The sequence below is a fragment of the Nocardia sp. NPDC059180 genome (genome assembly GCF_042754945.1).
GTDB lineage: Bacteria > Actinomycetota > Actinomycetes > Mycobacteriales > Mycobacteriaceae > Nocardia.
The window spans coordinates 1-15,158 of record NZ_JBHZBU010000012.1 but is presented as its reverse complement, the minus strand read 5'-3'; the positions used below and the strand labels follow the sequence as shown (position 1 = coordinate 15,158).

Here is a 15,158-nt window from a genome sequence, read left to right as displayed (position 1 = left end):
ACGCCGCCCGGCCCGTGCCCCCTCGTACCGGCCCGCCCGACCGTTGCCGCCGACGGCCGCAGCGGACCTGCTCGGGCAGCGTGCCGGAGCAGCGTGAGTCTCTCAGGCGGAGAAATCGGTAACCGCGTCCACCACACGCTCGATCTGTTCATCACCAAGCATCGGCCACAGCGGTAGCCGCACGATGGTCGCGGAGAATTCGGCGCTGCGCGTGCACGGTACGGGCGTGCGGCCGTACTTCAGGCCGGCGGGGCTGGAATCCAGGGGCACGTAATGGAACGGCGCGACGATGCCGCGGTCGGCCAGGTGCCGGATCATGGTGTCGCGCGCGTCTTCGGTGGGCAGTCGCAGATAGAACAGGTGCGCGGTGTGCTCCCGATCGCCCGGCACTTGCATCAGCCGGACATCATTGCGGCGCGCCCACTCCGGGAGCGCCGCCACGTAGGCGTCCCACACCCGGTGACGCCCCGCCTGGATGTGATCGAATTCGGCCAGTTGCGCATCGAGCACGGCGGCGTTGAGCTCGCTGGGCAGGTAGCTGGATCCGATGTCCTGCCAGGAGTATTTGTCGACTTGTCCACGCAGGAACCTGGCCCGGTCGGTGCCCTTCTCGCGGATGATCTCGGCGCGGCCCATCAGGATCTCATCCGAGAGCAGCAGCGCGCCGCCCTCACCGCAGTGCAGGTTCTTGGTGTCGTGGAAGCTCTGGGTGCCGACCGTGCCGATGGTGCCCAGCGCGCGTCCGCGCCAGGTGCCGCCGAGACCGTGCGCGTTGTCCTCGATGAGGGCAAGACCGTGCTCGGCGGCTATGTCGAGCAGTGGCGCCATCTCGGCGGCGACACCGCCGTAGTGCATGACGAGCACCGCTTTGGTCCGGTCGGTGACGGCGTCGGCCACCGACGCCGGGTCGATATTGCCGGTCGCAGGATCGATATCGACGAACACACAGGTCGCGCCGCGCAATGCCACGGCGGTGGCGGCGGAGGTGAAGGCGAAGCTGGGGACGATGACCTCGTCGTCGGGACCCAATTCCAGCAGCAGCGCCCCCAGTTCGAGCGCGTGGGTGCAGGAGGTGGTCAGCAGCGCGTGCGGGCTGCCGGTGAGGGCTTTGATCTTGGCGGTCGCCGACTTGGTGAACCGGCCGTCGCCATGGCTGTGGTCGGAGTCGAGCACCGTACGCAGATTTTCCAGCTCGGCTGACGCGCGGTAGGGCCTGCTGAAGATGACCCGGTCTTCGCTCACCGGGCGGCCGCCTTCACTGTGTCTGCGGAAGCGGTCTCGCCGCGTCGCGGGGTCGGCGATTCGACAGTCAGGTACAGCGGTTTGCCAACCAGAATATGCAGCGCGACACCGAGGTACTCCGCGATCAAGCCCAACGAGAACAGCACCGCGCCCGAACACAGCAGCAGCACAACGATGATCGACGCCCACCCTTCGGGATCGCCGTTGTCACTGGTCAACGCCGTGTAGATGATGATCGCGGCGAGGATTCCGCCGGCAAGCGCCAGCGTCACCCCGAGCAGGCTCACCAGCCGCAGCCCGCGGGTGCCGGTGCACAGCACCATCTTCCAGAACAGCGAGAACAACCGCCGATAGTTGTAGCCGGATTCCTCGCGGCCCTCGGCGCGCAACGCCACCGGCACCGATATCGTCGTGCCGACCACCCAGGTGAGCGCCACATCGAGGTACACACCGTTGGCGGCGACCTGGGCGAGCTGGCGACCGATATCGCCGCGGATCAACCGGAAGCTTTCGAACCTGGTCGAATCGGGAAACGCGAACACGGTCGCGAGCACGACCTTGGCGCCGCGCGAGGTGGTATTGCGCAGAAAACCGTGCGGGCGAGTGTTGGTCGGCTTGGAGTAGACGAGGTCGGCGCGGCCGGCGAGCGCGGCGTCGAGGAAGGCGGCGATGCAGCCCGGATCGTGCTGCCCGTCCTCGTCCATGGTGACGATCCATTCGCCGCGCGCTTCGGCCATACCGGCGATGGTCGCGGCGTCCTGACCGAAGTTGCGGCTCAACCACACCACTCGCACCTGCGGGTAGTCGCGGCGCAATTGTTCGAGGACGACGTCGGAGCGGTCGGGTCCGTGATCGTGGACCAGCACGATGTCGTCGATGACGAAGGCGGTGCCGTCCGGGGTGAGCGTCGGTCCCGACAGCTGGTCGAGTTCGCGAACCAGCGCGGCGATGGTGTGCTCGCCCCGATACACCGGGACCACTACCGATACCGAGCGCACGTCGCCGTCGATATGCGACGAATCCCGCGCCGACACGACGGAACCCGGAAGTGCGGTGGTCGGCCCCGGAGAAGCTGGCCTGGGAGGAATCGGCATTGGCGAGATCGACTTTCGATGACGGTGCGCGTGCCGGTACTCGTCACGGATGGGTGAGCCCGAGCCGCCGTGAACAATAACACGGGGTCGGCGCCTGTTTGCTGACCCGATTCCCCGGTGCGTCATCAGGTTCGCGACCGGCGGATGTGGTGGCATGTATGGTCTGGAACTCGTGGTGGAAAGTCGAGCCGGTATCCGGTCGGACGTGTTCAGGTGGGGCATCATCACCGCGATCGGCGTGGTCGCGGGATATCTCGCTGTGCTCGCCGCCAACGTCCGGCATTTCTACACCGACGACACCGAATCCCAGTACGCCCCGCTGTGGGTGATGACCGGCCGCTACCTGCGCGAGGGCCGGTTCCCGGCGATGGTGCCCGAGCATTGGCTCGCGGGCAATTACACGATCGAGGAAGCGGGCCTGCTGAATCCGCCGCAGCTGCTGATCGATCTGATCGCGCCGTCGGTGGACAACATCGCCCTCTACGCGACCGTCGTCAAGCTGATCTTCGCGGTGATCCTCGGGCTCGGCGTGTACCGGATCGCGCTGGCCTACGGTGCGAAACCTGCGTGGTCCGCGGTGGCGGGAGTGTCGTTCCCGTTCACCGGGTTCCTGCTGTTCTTCGACGCCGCGAGCTGGATGACTGCGTTCACCGGGACCGCCTGGCTGGTGCACGCCTGGGCGTCGGGTGTGCGTTATGCCCGTGGCCGCAGCGGACCGATCCCGGTGTTCGTCTTCCTGTATCTGGCGATCTCGGTGCAGTACATCTTCCCGGCGGTCGAGGCAGGCGTGATGATCGCCGCGGTGATCATCGGCGAGGTGATCTACCAGCGTCGCTGGGCGCCGTCGCTGCGACTGGCGGTCGTCGCCGGATGCGCGGCGGTGGCGGGTCTTGCGACCTATCTGCCCAGCCTGCTGACCGCCGACGTCACCTGGCGTGGCGCCGAAGAGATCAAGAACGACCCGTTCCTGACGGTGCCGTGGTCGGAATCGCTGAACGCCAGCCTGCCGAGCACCCTGCCCGCGTTCAACTCGTGGTGGGGATTCATTCAGCCGCTGCCGATGGTCTATATCGCCTGGTTCCTGATTCCAGCACTGGCGTTCATCGATTGGCGTCGCGCGGTGGGTGCGGTACGCGAGCTCAGCGCCGTCGGCCTCTTCACCGTCGTGGCACTGCTGTGGACCGCCGGGCCGGGCACGATGGGTCCGCTGCGCTGGCCGGCTCGGGTGCTGCCGATGGTGGCGCTCGGCCTGTTGCTGCTGGTGTGTGTGCTGCTGGGCCGCTACGGCACTGTCTCCGGTTGGCGTAGGCGCGGCATCGGCGCAGGGCTGCTGATCGGTGTGCTGCTGCTGCGTTCCCTGGCGGCGGCACCGAAAGAGGCCGTCTGGCATATCGTGTCCGCGCTCGGGGTGGCCGCGCTCGGCGCCGGCGTGGTGTGGCTGGGCCGCACCCGCGGTACGGCACTGGCCTGCGCATTGAGCATCGCCGCGGTGACGCCCATCGCCTATCTACAAGTGCGGGCCGCGCAGCCGACACCGATGAGCTGGAATCTGCCCGCGAACCGGGCCGACGCGAAGGCGGCGTTCCCGGATTTCCCCGGCAACACGCTGCAACTGGGGGAGCGCGGCCTGATCCAGCCCGGGCAGAACAACCTCGACGATGCCTACGGTTCGCTGGTGTTCGGCAACTACGCCAAGGACCTGGAGCTGACCTACGTCGGCGGATACACCCCGAACGGGCACTTCTACTTCGGTGAACTCCTGTGCATGCGGTGGGACACCAGCGTCTGCCCGGACGCCTACCGCCGCGCCTTCGCCACGGAACCGGCCACCGGGCGCCCGATCGTCGACCTGATGCTGATCGACCGCGTCGTCCTACAGCGAGCACTGTTCCCCGACGCACGTTCCCAGCCCACCCCGCCCGGCTGGAAGTGGGTCGACTACCCCGGCCACGAGGACTACATCTGGGTCCTCGAACGCGAGGACGGTCTCCTCTCGACTCGCAACGGCCGCATCGCCCACACCGACGGCGTCACCGCCACCTCGCTCGGCGAATCGGATCTGACCAGCCGCGTCCGCGTCGACTCCGGCACCGGCGGGAAGGTGGTGTTCGCCCGGCTCGGCTGGCCCGGCTACCGCGCGAGCATCGACGGTCGCGACGTGCCGATCAGCGTCGTCGCGAAAACCTTCGTTGCCGTGGATATCCCACCCGGCACCGAGGGGGCGGAACTGGTGCTGAGCTGGCGGCCGCCGGGGTGGAAGATCGGGGGCGCGGCTATCGTCGCCGGCCTGCTCGGGCTCGTGATCATGGAATGGGCGTATCTGCGTGGGCGTCGCCGCGATTCCGACGCCACCGACGCCACCGGTGAGAAGCCGTCACCCGAACCGGAAGCACCAGAACCCGACGACAAGCCCGACCTGGTAGAAGCCCGCCCATGACCGGTGCAGCAGACCCGGACGGCCGGGCGGGCGCCCACATGCCGAGCCACGTCGGGATGGGCGAGGCCGGGGCAGTGGGACTCGACGCGGCCGCGGCCACCGGGTCGGCGGCCGGCTCCGCAGCCTCGGACGTGACGAATGGCGACTCCTTCCGCTCGGCCGACGATTCGGCTCCCGACCCGGGCCCGCTGTTGCGCGTTGTCCGTCGCCAAGAGCTGGCCTTCGCCGTCGTCGGCGGCTTCAACACCCTGCTCGGCATCGTGCTCACCGTGGCCTGGCTGGCAGTGCTCGGCGACGATGTACCGCCGTCGGTTGCCGTGGTCGCCGCCTACTGCCTGAGCGTGATCGTCGCGTTCGTGCTGCACCGGACGTTGGTCTTCCGCGTACGCGGGCATCTGGTGCGCGATTTCCTCGCGTTCGTCGCGGTCAATTCCGGGGGGCTGCTGATGAACGTGGTGCTGCTGGAGCTGGCCGTGACGGTGCTCGATTTCCCGAGGACGCCCGCCGCCATCGTGGTGATGGGATTCGTTGCGGTGGTGAGCTTCTTCGGCCACCGTCATATCTCGTTCCGGCGGCGGGTAGGTTAGCCATCATGCCGGAGGAAACCACCGTCGACGCCACACTGCTGAGCCTGCTCGCCTGCCCACAGGACAAGGGCCCGCTGCATCTGGTGCGCACGGGCGACGGCGCGAGCGAGCTCTACAACCCGCGCCTGCGCCGCGCCTACCCGATCGACAACGGCATCCCGGTGCTGCTCATCGATGAGGCCCGCGATGTCGACGACGCCGAGCACGAGCAGTTCAGCACTCAGTTCTCGGAGTCCTGAACCGCGAGCGGTACGGCGAGGTCCGTGCCGAGTTCGCCGGTGAGATAGTGCTGCACCGTGGGGCCGACCAGCGCCACCACCTGCGGTAGCGGCAGCGACGCCATCGGTTCCAACATGGCGATCTTGCGTGCCACCAGGACCCCGACCATCTGGGAGGCGGCGAGATTCGCGCGCACCCTGCCATCGTCGTCGGCAGTCGCGATCCGCGAGCGGATCCGCTCGAGGACTACCTCCATCAGAAATGTCCGGGTGAGCTCCGGCCCGCTGCCACCGAGGAAGCTGCGCACTACCGCGATCACGCCTGCCCCTTCGGGCGAATCCCAGATCGACACCGCGGTTCGCACAAGGATCTCGCCCAGCTGATCCAGCGGTGCGCTGTCCATCGCGCGCAAGATGATCTCCGGGTCGACCGGGAATTCGACCACTGCGGCGAACAGTTGCTGTTTGGTCCCGAAGTAGTGGTGCACCAGCGCGGGATCGACGCCGGCGTCGCCGGCGATCGCCCGGATCGAGGTCTTGTCGAACCCGGCGTCGGCGAACCGAGCCCGGGCGGCCTCGAGGATCGCTTCCTTGGCGCCGGATCGGCCCGGCCTGCGTCCGGTCCTGATCGGGCCCGCGCTCGATGCGATCGCCCGCGCATCGGCCGCGCGCTCCCCCTGACCCCTCTCGGCGCCGCTGTCCGGGGCGGCTCCACTCATGCGGTCCGCCGCCGCAATGTCGCCGCGCCGAGGCACAACGCCACCACCGCGAATCCGGCGACCACCGCAAGATCCCGCCACATCACCGCGGTCGGCTCGGCATACACCGACACCTGCTGCAACGCATCGACGGCGTAACTCAACGGCATCACATTGCTGATCGCCTCCAACCAGCCCGGCAGCTGATTGCGCGGCACCAGCAGCCCGCACAGGAAGATCTGCGGGGCCACCACCACCGGCATGAACTGCACCGCCTGGAACTCGGTTCGGGCGAACGCACTGGCCAGCAGGCCGAGCGAGACACCGAGCACCGCATCGACCACCGCAATGAGCACAACCCACCCCGGGTTGCCCGCGGCATTGAGCCCGAGCAGTCCGAACGACACCAGACACGCCGTCACCGCCTGCGCCGCGGCCGCCGAGGAGAACGCGGTGCCGTAGCCGCCGAGCAGATCGAGCTTCGACAGCGGCGTGGTGAGCAGCCGCTCCAGCGTGCCCGAGGTGCGTTCGCGCTGCATGGCGATCGCGGTGATCAGGAACATCACGATGAACGGCAGTATGCCGAGCATGCTGATGCCGACCCGGTCGAACAGGGTCGTGGTCTGGTTCGGCGCTTTCGGTGTGTCCTTGTAGATGAAGTACAGCAATGTCATCAGCAGTGCGGGTACGACCAGGATCATCGCCACCGTGCGGTGGTCGTTGCGCAGCTGACGCAGGATTCGCGTGGTGGTCGCCAGGTACGGACGCATCGATACCTGGCGGGCGGGGGCGCGGTCGACGAGGGTGCTCATGCCGTCTTTCCCATCGTGATGAGGCTCAAGAAGGCCTGTTCGAGGTTCTGTTCGCCGGTCTCGGTTCGCAGTTCGTCCGGGCTGAGCTGGGCGAGGAGGTTGCCATCGCGCATGAGCAGCAGCCGATCGCAGTGGTCGGCCTCGTCCATGACGTGGCTGGACACCAGCAGCGTGGTGCCGGTGGCGGCGAGTTCTCGGAACTGTTTCCACAGATCGACCCGCAGCACCGGATCGAGCCCGACGGTCGGTTCGTCGAGGATCAGCAGTTCCGGCGCGGCCACCAGTGCGCAGGCCAGTGAGGCGCGAGTGAGCTGTCCACCCGACAATTCGTCGCCGCGCTGGTGCTGATAGTCCAGCAGGCCGACGGCGCCGAGCGCTTCGTCGATATCGCCGCGATCGGCGCCGTAGAGCGCGGCGAAATAGGCGACGTTGTCGCGCACGCTGATATCGGCATAGATGCTGGGGGACTGGGTCACATAGCCGATGCGCCGGCGCAGCGCCGCCGACCCCGCAGGCATCCCCAGCGCCTTGATCTCGCCCGACGCCACGATCTGCGTGCCGACGATGCTGCGCATCAACGTGGTTTTACCGCACCCGGACGGGCCGAGCAGCCCGGTGATCGACCCTCGGGGAATGGTCAGTGATACGCCGTGCAGGACTTCGCGTCCACCGCGGCGCACGGTGAGGCCGTCCACTTCCACGGCCGGCGATGACGGGGTGTGTGACATGGCCGCCTCAATTCATCGAGTGGTGAATTCACTGTGTGATGAATTTAGCGCCGCAGGTCAGGGGAGCGCAATGGTCTGCGCGAAGAGAGTTGGTCAATGCCCATGGGCTGGTGGCTTGCCCGCCGCGCCGCCGGGTTCCACGACCACGAACTGGCCCATCATTCCCATGTCCTCATGCCAGAGCAGATGGCAGTGATACATGTACGGCGTCTGCGGGTCGGCGGGCCCGTCGAACCGAAGGGCGAGCCGGACCGAACCGCCCCGCGGCAGGAAGACGGTGTCCTTGGGCCCCGATAGTTCCGGCGGCGGCGGCGATCCGTCACGTTCGAGCACCCGGAACTGCACGTCGTGGACGTGGAAGTTGTGCGGCATCCCGTCGACATTGCGGACCGTCCAGATCTCGGTGCTGCCCCGCGTGACGGCGAAATCAACCCGGTCCATCGCCATCTGCTGACCGTTGATCGAGCCGAAGCTCAGGTCGAACTCGCGCTCGGCCGTCGCTGCGGACCCATCGGGGATCTCGGGTCGCACCAGGGTGGCGGGCAGCGCTGGAGACGGCCGCAACACTTCGGCGGGCCGGAACTGCATGATGTCGAAGGTGTCGTCGCCGCCACTGAAGCGTTGGGTCCAGAAATCGAGTCCGGCGTCGAGCGGATAGCTGCGCAGGGTAGTCGCTGCGCCCGGCTCGAATCGCACGACGACCTCGGCGCGCTCGCCCGGCGAGAGCCGGATCCGATTCAGCTCGGCGGGCCGTTCCAGCAGGCCGCCGTCGGTGCCGATGAGCGCGAACGCGCGGTCGTCGGAGAAGCCGAAGGTGTAGGTGCGCGCGGTAGAAGCGTTGAGCAGCCGCAGCCGCACCAATTCGTCGTCCACTGGGCGGAAGGGGGCGAGTGCGCCGTTGACCATGGTCTGATCACCGAGAAAGCCCACGTCACGGAACATGGCGTGGGCTCCGTCGAGCTGATCGCCGCGGAATTTCACGTCCTGGACGATGATCGGCAAATCGTCCACCCCGTAGGTTCGCGGCAACGCGAGCGCGTCGGCTGCCGGATCGTCGAGCAGGAACACCCCGGCCAGCCCGCGCCGCACATGAGATTCGGTCGCACCATGCGGATGCGGGTGGTACCAGAGGGTGGCCGCAGGCTGATCAATCGTCCACTGCGGCGCCCAGTCGGAGCCCGGCTCGACCATCTGATGCGGTCCGCCGTCCATCGCCGCAGGCACATGCATACCGTGCCAGTGCACCGTCGACGCCTCCGGCAGCGCGTTGTGAACCTGCACCCGCACCTTCTCCCCACGCGATGCCCGCAGCGTGGGGCCGAGATAGTCGCCGTTGAATCCCCAGGTCTCGGTGAACTGCCCCGGCCGGAATTCTGTGCGCCCTGCCCGCATCTGCAGGTCGAAGACGCGGGTCCCGTCGGCGTCGACCCGCGAATCGGCCAGCGGAGGGATCGGTAGCTCGTCGGTGAATTCGACCGCGCCGACGGTCGTGACGTCGGCGCGCTGGTACACGACCACCACGCCGACCAGCACAGCGAGCGCGCCCACCAGCGTCGTCGATGCGGCAACGACGATCAGCCTGCGCGCGGTGGCACCTCTAATCCTGCGAAACATATTCCGACGCTAGGGATTACCAGGGCGTTTACACATCGGGGACTCGCCCTGATCGGGCCCTGGTTCGACCCTGAAGCGACCACCTACAACCTGTGATCCAGTTCACATCGCCGAGTGTCACGTCTGGGCGAGCTCATTTGTCCCATGGTCGTCACCAGCCGAGGAAACCCCGGGTGACTCGACCGAGGAGCGAATGCCATGACCACCACCGCGACCACCACACACCGCGTCGTCATCGTCGGCGCCGGCTACACCGGCATGCTCGCCGCTGTCCGGCTGGCCCGCCGCACCAGCGGCCGCGACGTCCGCATCACCCTGATCAACCCATCGGTTCGCTTCACCGAACGGCTGCGTTCGCATCAGATCGCCGCCGGCCAGGAGCTGGCCGACCATCGGATCCCCGACCTGCTCGACGGCACCGGCATCGAATTCGTCCAGGGCCGAGCAACCGCCATCGACCCGCGGGCCCGTCGAGTCACCGTCGACAGTGCGACCACGCTGCCCTACGACGAACTGATCTACGCGCTCGGCAGTCGAGCCGACACCCACCGGGTGCCCGGGGTCGTCGAGCACGCGTGGACGCTCGACGATCCGCGCCGCGCGCATGAGTTCTCCGAACAGCTCGCCACCATCGCCGCGGGCGGCGGCACCGTCGCGGTCTGTGGCGGCGGCCTGACCGGAATCGAGGCCGCCACCGAGATCGCGGAAAGCCACCCCGGTGTTCACGTGACGTTGATCAGCAACGGCGAGCCCGGCGCGATGATGGGCGAGCGTGCTCGCGCCTACCTCAACCGTGCGCTGGACCGGCTCGGGATCGCCCGTCGCATCGGTACCCCCGTGTCCAAGGTGTTGCCCGATGCCGTTGAACTGGCCGACGGCGAACTGGTTCCCGCGGACCTGACGCTGTGGACCGCAGGCGTGCAGGTCGCGCCGCTGGCGACCGAGGCGGGCATCGCCACCGACGACCGCGGTCTGGTCCTGGTCGACCCGACCCTGCGTTCGCTGTCGCATCCAGAGATCCACGCCGTCGGCGATGCCGCCGCGGTCGAACAGGCCTGGGGCCGCGTCCACGGCACCTGCCAGAGCGGTATGCCCACCGCTGCCTACGTGGCCGACGCCCTCGCTCGCAGACTGCGCGGCAAGCAGGTGAAGCCCTTCCGGTTCGGCTACTTCCACCAGCCGGTCAGCCTCGGCCGCCGTGATGCCGTCATCCAGTTCACCCACGCCGACGATTCACCGCGGCGCTGGTACCTGAAGGGACGGGCCGCGGTCTGGTACAAGGACGCCGTCAGCAGCAGCCCGGTCCCGGTCTTCCGGATGAGCAGGCGGATGACGGTGTCGGTGGCACTGTCCAAGGGCGGCCGCGCGACCCGCGTCCACGCATGAGGTTCCATGATCGGTGACCGGAATGCTGTGATCCGGTCACCGATCCCGGCCCCGCTGGGAAGGATGACACCATGGCCCGCGACCACTTCGAATCCGCTTCTGCCGCCTCCGAGCAGAGGCCGCCTTCGACGCAGGCCGACCCGTTCGCCGAACATCGACGACTGCTGTTCAGCACCGCCTATCAGATGCTCGGCAGCGTCACCGATGCCGAAGACGTCCTCCAGGACACCTGGCTGAAATGGCATTCGACCGACCAGCACACCGTCACGCACCCCAAGGCGTACCTGGTACGCATCGTCACCAATCTGGCGCTGAACCGGCTCACCTCGGCGCGTGCCACCCGCGAAACCTATATCGGCCCGTGGCTACCCGAACCCCTGCTGACCACGCCCGCCGCTGCGGAGGAGACCGAATTGGCCGACACCGTCTCGACCGCCATGCTGGTCGTCCTAGAAACGCTGGGCCCGGTCGAACGTGCGGTATTCGTGCTGCGCGAAGTGTTCGGCTACACCCACGCCGAGATCGGCGAGTTCCTCGACCGCCCCGAGACGAGCGTGCGCCAGATCGCGCATCGCGCCCGCTCCCACGTCCAGTCCCGGCGGCCCCGCTTCGACACCGATGCGGCCGCACGCGAAGCGGTGACCGACCGATTTCTCGCCGCATGCCGAGGCGGCGACCTGAACGTGCTGATGGAATTGCTCGCCCCCGACGTCACGTTGTGGAACGACGGCGGTGGCAAGATCACCGCGGCACGTCGCCCGCTGCACGGCCCCGACCACGTCGCCCGGTGGCTGCTCGGAGTCCTCGCCAAACCCATCCTCACCGGCATCGAACTCGACGCGGCCACCATCAACGGCGAACTCGGCCTCGTCGGTGTGCTCGGCGATCTCCTCGTCGGCGCCATCACCTTCGACCTGGTCGACGGCCGGATCCAGAACGTGCGCTTCCAGGTCAATCCCGACAAGCTGTCCGGTCTGGCCGAACTCGTGAACCGGCACGGGCCCGGCACGCAAAGGTAACCGGTCCTTCGCACCCGGCCGAGCGAACGGCACATCGTGCCGAGGCGTCCGCCCTGCGCTTCCACCCGGCTGGGAGAATGCCTGGCGTGAGTGCCGAGGAACTTGCCGTCGAACCGCTGGCGGCCGCGCGCCGAGTGCTCGGCGCGACATTGTGGTCGGGTCCGGTGGGAGTGCGGATCGTCGAGGTGGAGGCCTACGGGGGAGATCCAGCCGGCCCCTGGCACGATCCGGCCGCGCACTCCGGGCGTGGACGGACCCCGCGTAACGCCGTGATGTTCGGCCCGCCCGGCGTGCTGTACGTCTACCTCAGCTACGGCATGCACACCTGCGTCAATGTCACCAGCGGCCCCGACGGTGTGGCCAGTGCCGTGCTGATCCGCTCCGGTGAGGTCGTCGCCGGCGACGATGTTGCCCGCGCCCGCCGCGTCGCCGCCCGCAACGGGCATGACCTGGCGCGTGGGCCGGGCAATCTCGGCAGCACACTCGGAATCACCTTGGACGACTACGGGACTCGGTTGTTCGACCCCGAATCGCCGATCCGGCTCGAGCTCGGCCCGGTCCTGGACCCCTCGGCGATCGCCGTCGGCCCGCGGGTCGGTGTCAGCCTGGCAGCCGATCGTCCATGGCGGTTGTGGCTGCCGGATTCCCCGGCGGTCTCGGCCTATCGGCGTAGTCCGCGAGCTCCACGCGTAGAGCGCAGCGCCTGAGTTCACGCCCGCCGTACCGACTGCACCTTCTACGCGCTGCGATGAAGAACCGCCGCCGACGTGGTTCGACCTTCGGGAAGCCGTCCTCACCTGTGGTTTTCGGCTCGTCGGTGGCGTCCGCATATTGCCGGGGCCGGTCGCGGCGAAGAATTTCTCGGCAGGTGCGATGAATTCCCCGGGGCGGCTCCGTCTTGTCTGGTGAACGCGCTACCAACCCGGCGCGCACGACCCGAAGGAATCGACATGACCGCCAACACCGCCACCGCCACCACCGTCGCCTACCGCCCCGGCTCCATCCGCAACCGCGTCCTGTGGACCGTGCAGATCGTGCTCGGGCTGTTCTTCATCATCGCCTCCGGTGGGCCGAAACTGGTGATCCCGCAATCGCTGATGGACAACGCACCGGAGAACCTCACCATCCCGATCGGGCTGCTGATCTTCATCGGTCTCGTCGAGGTCGCGGGCGGTGTCGGGCTGATGGTGTCGAAGGTGAGCGCCCTTGCCGCCGCAGGCCTGGCCGTCCTCACGGTGCTGGCCGCCGCCACCCAGGCGTTCATCGCCGATGCGCCCAAGATGGCGATCTTCCCGCTGGTGCTGGCCGCGATCTTCGTCTGGATCGCCTACGAGCGCCGCTCCACCATCGCGGACCTGCGCAACGCACTCTCGCGATGACCAAGCCCTGAGCACGACCGGCGATCGGTAACCACCGATCGCCGCGTCGTGCGTTTCGCGATCGATCACCTGTCGGGTTGGCGGTGATCGGTCCGACGGCCATCTGGTGGGCGAAGCCCCGGGCGTCGCACCAGGTGGCCGTCGCCGTCTCTGGGCAAATCACCGGTCTTGCGGTTCCGGCCTGTCCCCACAATTCGTGCCGGGACCTGCGCATCGGCGCAGGACCGGCGTACGGAAAGATGGGACGGCGTGAGCGGCCACATCATCGACGAACTGACCTGGCGCGGCTTGATCGCGCAGTCCACCGACCTCGACGCCCTGCGCGCCGCGCTGGCCGAGGGCCCGCAGAGCCTCTATGCCGGGTTCGACCCCACCGCGGCGAGCCTGCACGCCGGTCACCTGGTGCCGCTGCTGGCTTTGAAGCGGTTCCAGCGCGCGGGGCATCGCCCGATCGTGCTGGCCGGTGGTGCCACCGGACTCATCGGAGACCCGCGCGATGTCGGCGAGCGCACCATGAACTCCGCCGACACCGTCGCCGACTGGGCCGGCCGGATCCGTTCGCAGCTCGAGCGCTTCGTCGACATCGACGATTCACCGACCGGCGCGATGATCGTGAACAACATGGACTGGACCGGTCAGCTCTCGTCCGTGGACTTTCTGCGCGATATCGGCAAGCACTTCTCGGTCAACGTCATGCTCGCCCGCGACACCGTCAAGCGTCGCCTCGACGGCGACGGCATCTCCTACACCGAGTTCAGCTACATGCTGTTGCAGGCCAACGACTACCTGCAGTTGCGCCGAAACCACGGATGCGTGCTCCAGGTCGGTGGCTCCGACCAGTGGGGCAACATCATCGCCGGCGTCGAGCTGAACCGGCGCGTCGACGGCGCACACGTGCACGCCATGACCGTTCCACTGGTGACCTCGGCCGACGGCAAGAAGTTCGGCAAGTCCACCGGCGGCGGCAGTTTGTGGCTCGACCCCGAGATGACCAGCCCTTACGCCTGGTACCAGTACTTCGTGAACACCGCCGACGCCGACGTCGTCCGCTACCTGCGTTGGTTCACCTTCCTCGATCGCGAGGAGCTGGCCGAGCTGGAGCAGGCCACCGCGGAACGTCCGCACGCCAGGGAGGCCCAGCGCAGGCTCGCCGCGGAGATGACCGACCTGGTGCACGGCGCCGAGCACACCCGCGCCGTCCAACTCGCCAGCCAAGCCCTCTTCGGCCGCGCCGATTTGCGTGACCTCGACGAGTCGACCCTCGGTTCAGCGCTGCGCGAGACCGCGGTGGACGGAACAGTCGCCGAGATAGAGCCCGGTCAGCCGGACACGATTGTCGATCTGCTGGTGGCCACCGGACTGTGCGACAGCCGTGGTGCGGCCCGTCGGGCGGTGAATGAAGGCGGTGCATCGGTGAACAACGAGCGCGTCACCGATATCGAATGGACCCCGAAAGCAGGGGACTACCTGCATGAACGATGGCTGGTGCTGCGCCGCGGAAAGCGCAACTTCGCGGGTGTACTGCGGGCCGGCGGAAAATGATCTTGGTGGCCTGAGTCACATTCGTGTGATTCAGGCCGTTTCCAAGGCCGACGGCGAACCTCTGACCTGCGCAAACATCTCGCTGACGTGGCGATTTGACGTGATGTTCTCCGCCGCGTAACTTATTCCATGTCAGAGCGACACGGACACCGACCCGGAGCCCACAGGGCCTGGGAAACGAGGTAGGACGAGGAGCGCCTGACAAGCCGGTCCACTCGGAGTTTGACTCTGAGTCACTGACCGGCTAGGCTAGAAAAGTTGCCTCACAGAAGCCCCGGTAAGAATCTGGAGTGGATGTGTGTGCGCCTGTTCTTTGAGAACTCAATAGTGTGTCGATGAATGTCAGTGCCAATTATTATATTGGTTCCGGCCTCTCATACCCCCCGGTTGACGAGGTCGGAC

The 15,158-nt window shown here is 67.5% G+C and carries 14 protein-coding genes; 8 read left to right on the top strand and 6 right to left on the bottom strand.

The window, feature by feature from the left end:
* Positions 1 to 102 precede the first annotated feature (102 nt).
* Both rffA and ACFXNW_RS28325 read right to left on the bottom strand, forming a co-directional pair.
* Positions 103 to 1,242 (bottom strand): dTDP-4-amino-4,6-dideoxygalactose transaminase, encoded by a 1,140-nt coding sequence (rffA, locus tag ACFXNW_RS28330; protein WP_379420864.1) that lies wholly within the window; start codon positions 1,240 to 1,242, stop codon positions 103 to 105.
* Positions 1,239 to 2,240, bottom strand: a complete 1,002-nt coding sequence (locus ACFXNW_RS28325) for a glycosyltransferase (RefSeq protein ID WP_379421025.1) — start codon at positions 2,238 to 2,240, stop codon at positions 1,239 to 1,241. Before ACFXNW_RS28325 ends, rffA begins: the two co-directional genes overlap by 4 nt.
* Before the next feature lie 250 nt (positions 2,241 to 2,490).
* Between ACFXNW_RS28325 and ACFXNW_RS28320 the strand changes: the two genes are divergently transcribed.
* The 3 genes from ACFXNW_RS28320 to ACFXNW_RS28310 are packed head-to-tail and all read left to right on the top strand — an operon-like array spanning position 2,491 to position 5,599.
* Positions 2,491 to 4,773 (top strand): hypothetical protein, encoded by a 2,283-nt coding sequence (locus ACFXNW_RS28320; protein ID WP_379420863.1) that lies wholly within the window; start codon positions 2,491 to 2,493, stop codon positions 4,771 to 4,773.
* Positions 4,770 to 5,360: a GtrA family protein gene (locus tag ACFXNW_RS28315; RefSeq protein ID WP_379420862.1), complete on the top strand. Its 591-nt coding sequence runs from the start codon at positions 4,770 to 4,772 to the stop codon at positions 5,358 to 5,360. Before ACFXNW_RS28320 ends, ACFXNW_RS28315 begins: the two co-directional genes overlap by 4 nt.
* Before the next feature lie 5 nt (positions 5,361 to 5,365).
* Positions 5,366 to 5,599 carry a Trm112 family protein gene (locus ACFXNW_RS28310; protein WP_379420861.1) on the top strand — a complete coding sequence of 78 codons (234 nt, stop codon included), beginning with the start codon at positions 5,366 to 5,368 and terminating at the stop codon, positions 5,597 to 5,599.
* Here the strand turns inward: ACFXNW_RS28310 and ACFXNW_RS28305 are convergent.
* The 4 genes from ACFXNW_RS28305 to ACFXNW_RS28290 all read right to left on the bottom strand — a co-directional run bounded on the left by ACFXNW_RS28305 (position 5,581) and on the right by ACFXNW_RS28290 (position 9,430).
* Positions 5,581 to 6,297: a TetR family transcriptional regulator gene (locus ACFXNW_RS28305; protein ID WP_379420860.1), complete on the bottom strand. Its 717-nt coding sequence runs from the start codon at positions 6,295 to 6,297 to the stop codon at positions 5,581 to 5,583. The genes ACFXNW_RS28310 and ACFXNW_RS28305 overlap by 19 nt on opposite strands.
* Complete coding sequence (locus tag ACFXNW_RS28300) at positions 6,294 to 7,088, bottom strand: ABC transporter permease (RefSeq protein WP_379420859.1); 795 nt, start codon at positions 7,086 to 7,088, stop codon at positions 6,294 to 6,296. Before ACFXNW_RS28300 ends, ACFXNW_RS28305 begins: the two co-directional genes overlap by 4 nt.
* Positions 7,085 to 7,816 carry an ABC transporter ATP-binding protein gene (locus ACFXNW_RS28295; protein ID WP_379420858.1) on the bottom strand — a complete coding sequence of 244 codons (732 nt, stop codon included), beginning with the start codon at positions 7,814 to 7,816 and terminating at the stop codon, positions 7,085 to 7,087. Before ACFXNW_RS28295 ends, ACFXNW_RS28300 begins: the two co-directional genes overlap by 4 nt.
* A 93-nt stretch (positions 7,817 to 7,909) precedes the next feature.
* Positions 7,910 to 9,430: a multicopper oxidase family protein gene (locus ACFXNW_RS28290; RefSeq protein ID WP_379420857.1), complete on the bottom strand. Its 1,521-nt coding sequence runs from the start codon at positions 9,428 to 9,430 to the stop codon at positions 7,910 to 7,912.
* Between the two features lie 198 nt (positions 9,431 to 9,628).
* Between ACFXNW_RS28290 and ACFXNW_RS28285 the strand changes: the two genes are divergently transcribed.
* The 5 genes from ACFXNW_RS28285 (at position 9,629) to tyrS (ending at position 14,756) form a co-directional block, all read left to right on the top strand.
* Positions 9,629 to 10,816, top strand: a complete 1,188-nt coding sequence (locus ACFXNW_RS28285) for an NAD(P)/FAD-dependent oxidoreductase (protein WP_379420856.1) — start codon at positions 9,629 to 9,631, stop codon at positions 10,814 to 10,816.
* Between the two features lie 71 nt (positions 10,817 to 10,887).
* Complete coding sequence (locus tag ACFXNW_RS28280) at positions 10,888 to 11,835, top strand: RNA polymerase sigma-70 factor (protein ID WP_379420855.1); 948 nt, start codon at positions 10,888 to 10,890, stop codon at positions 11,833 to 11,835.
* 77 nt (positions 11,836 to 11,912) lie between these two features.
* Positions 11,913 to 12,542 carry a DNA-3-methyladenine glycosylase gene (locus ACFXNW_RS28275; protein ID WP_379420854.1) on the top strand — a complete coding sequence of 210 codons (630 nt, stop codon included), beginning with the start codon at positions 11,913 to 11,915 and terminating at the stop codon, positions 12,540 to 12,542.
* A gap of 243 nt (positions 12,543 to 12,785) precedes the next feature.
* Entirely contained in the window at positions 12,786 to 13,214 is a 429-nt protein-coding gene (locus ACFXNW_RS28270) for a DoxX family protein (RefSeq protein WP_379420853.1), read from the top strand.
* A gap of 249 nt (positions 13,215 to 13,463) precedes the next feature.
* Positions 13,464 to 14,756, top strand: a complete 1,293-nt coding sequence (gene tyrS / locus ACFXNW_RS28265) for a tyrosine--tRNA ligase (RefSeq protein ID WP_379420852.1) — start codon at positions 13,464 to 13,466, stop codon at positions 14,754 to 14,756.
* Positions 14,757 to 15,158 lie beyond the last annotated feature (402 nt).

Bases quoted from the DNA above. Each gene is read 5' to 3' on its own strand.
- ACFXNW_RS28270 (WP_379420853.1), top strand. From the start codon at position 12,786: ATGACCGCCAACACCGCCACCGCCACCACCGTCGCCTACCGCCCCGGC.
- ACFXNW_RS28305 (WP_379420860.1), bottom strand. From the start codon at position 6,297: ATGAGTGGAGCCGCCCCGGACAGCGGCGCCGAGAGGGGTCAGGGGGAG.
- ACFXNW_RS28300 (WP_379420859.1), bottom strand. From the start codon at position 7,088: ATGAGCACCCTCGTCGACCGCGCCCCCGCCCGCCAGGTATCGATGCGT.
- ACFXNW_RS28280 (WP_379420855.1), top strand. From the start codon at position 10,888: ATGGCCCGCGACCACTTCGAATCCGCTTCTGCCGCCTCCGAGCAGAGG.
- ACFXNW_RS28320 (WP_379420863.1), top strand. From the start codon at position 2,491: ATGTATGGTCTGGAACTCGTGGTGGAAAGTCGAGCCGGTATCCGGTCG.
- ACFXNW_RS28315 (WP_379420862.1), top strand. From the start codon at position 4,770: ATGACCGGTGCAGCAGACCCGGACGGCCGGGCGGGCGCCCACATGCCG.
- ACFXNW_RS28290 (WP_379420857.1), bottom strand. From the start codon at position 9,430: ATGTTTCGCAGGATTAGAGGTGCCACCGCGCGCAGGCTGATCGTCGTT.
- ACFXNW_RS28275 (WP_379420854.1), top strand. From the start codon at position 11,913: ATGCCTGGCGTGAGTGCCGAGGAACTTGCCGTCGAACCGCTGGCGGCC.
- ACFXNW_RS28295 (WP_379420858.1), bottom strand. From the start codon at position 7,816: ATGTCACACACCCCGTCATCGCCGGCCGTGGAAGTGGACGGCCTCACC.
- ACFXNW_RS28285 (WP_379420856.1), top strand. From the start codon at position 9,629: ATGACCACCACCGCGACCACCACACACCGCGTCGTCATCGTCGGCGCC.
- ACFXNW_RS28310 (WP_379420861.1), top strand. From the start codon at position 5,366: ATGCCGGAGGAAACCACCGTCGACGCCACACTGCTGAGCCTGCTCGCC.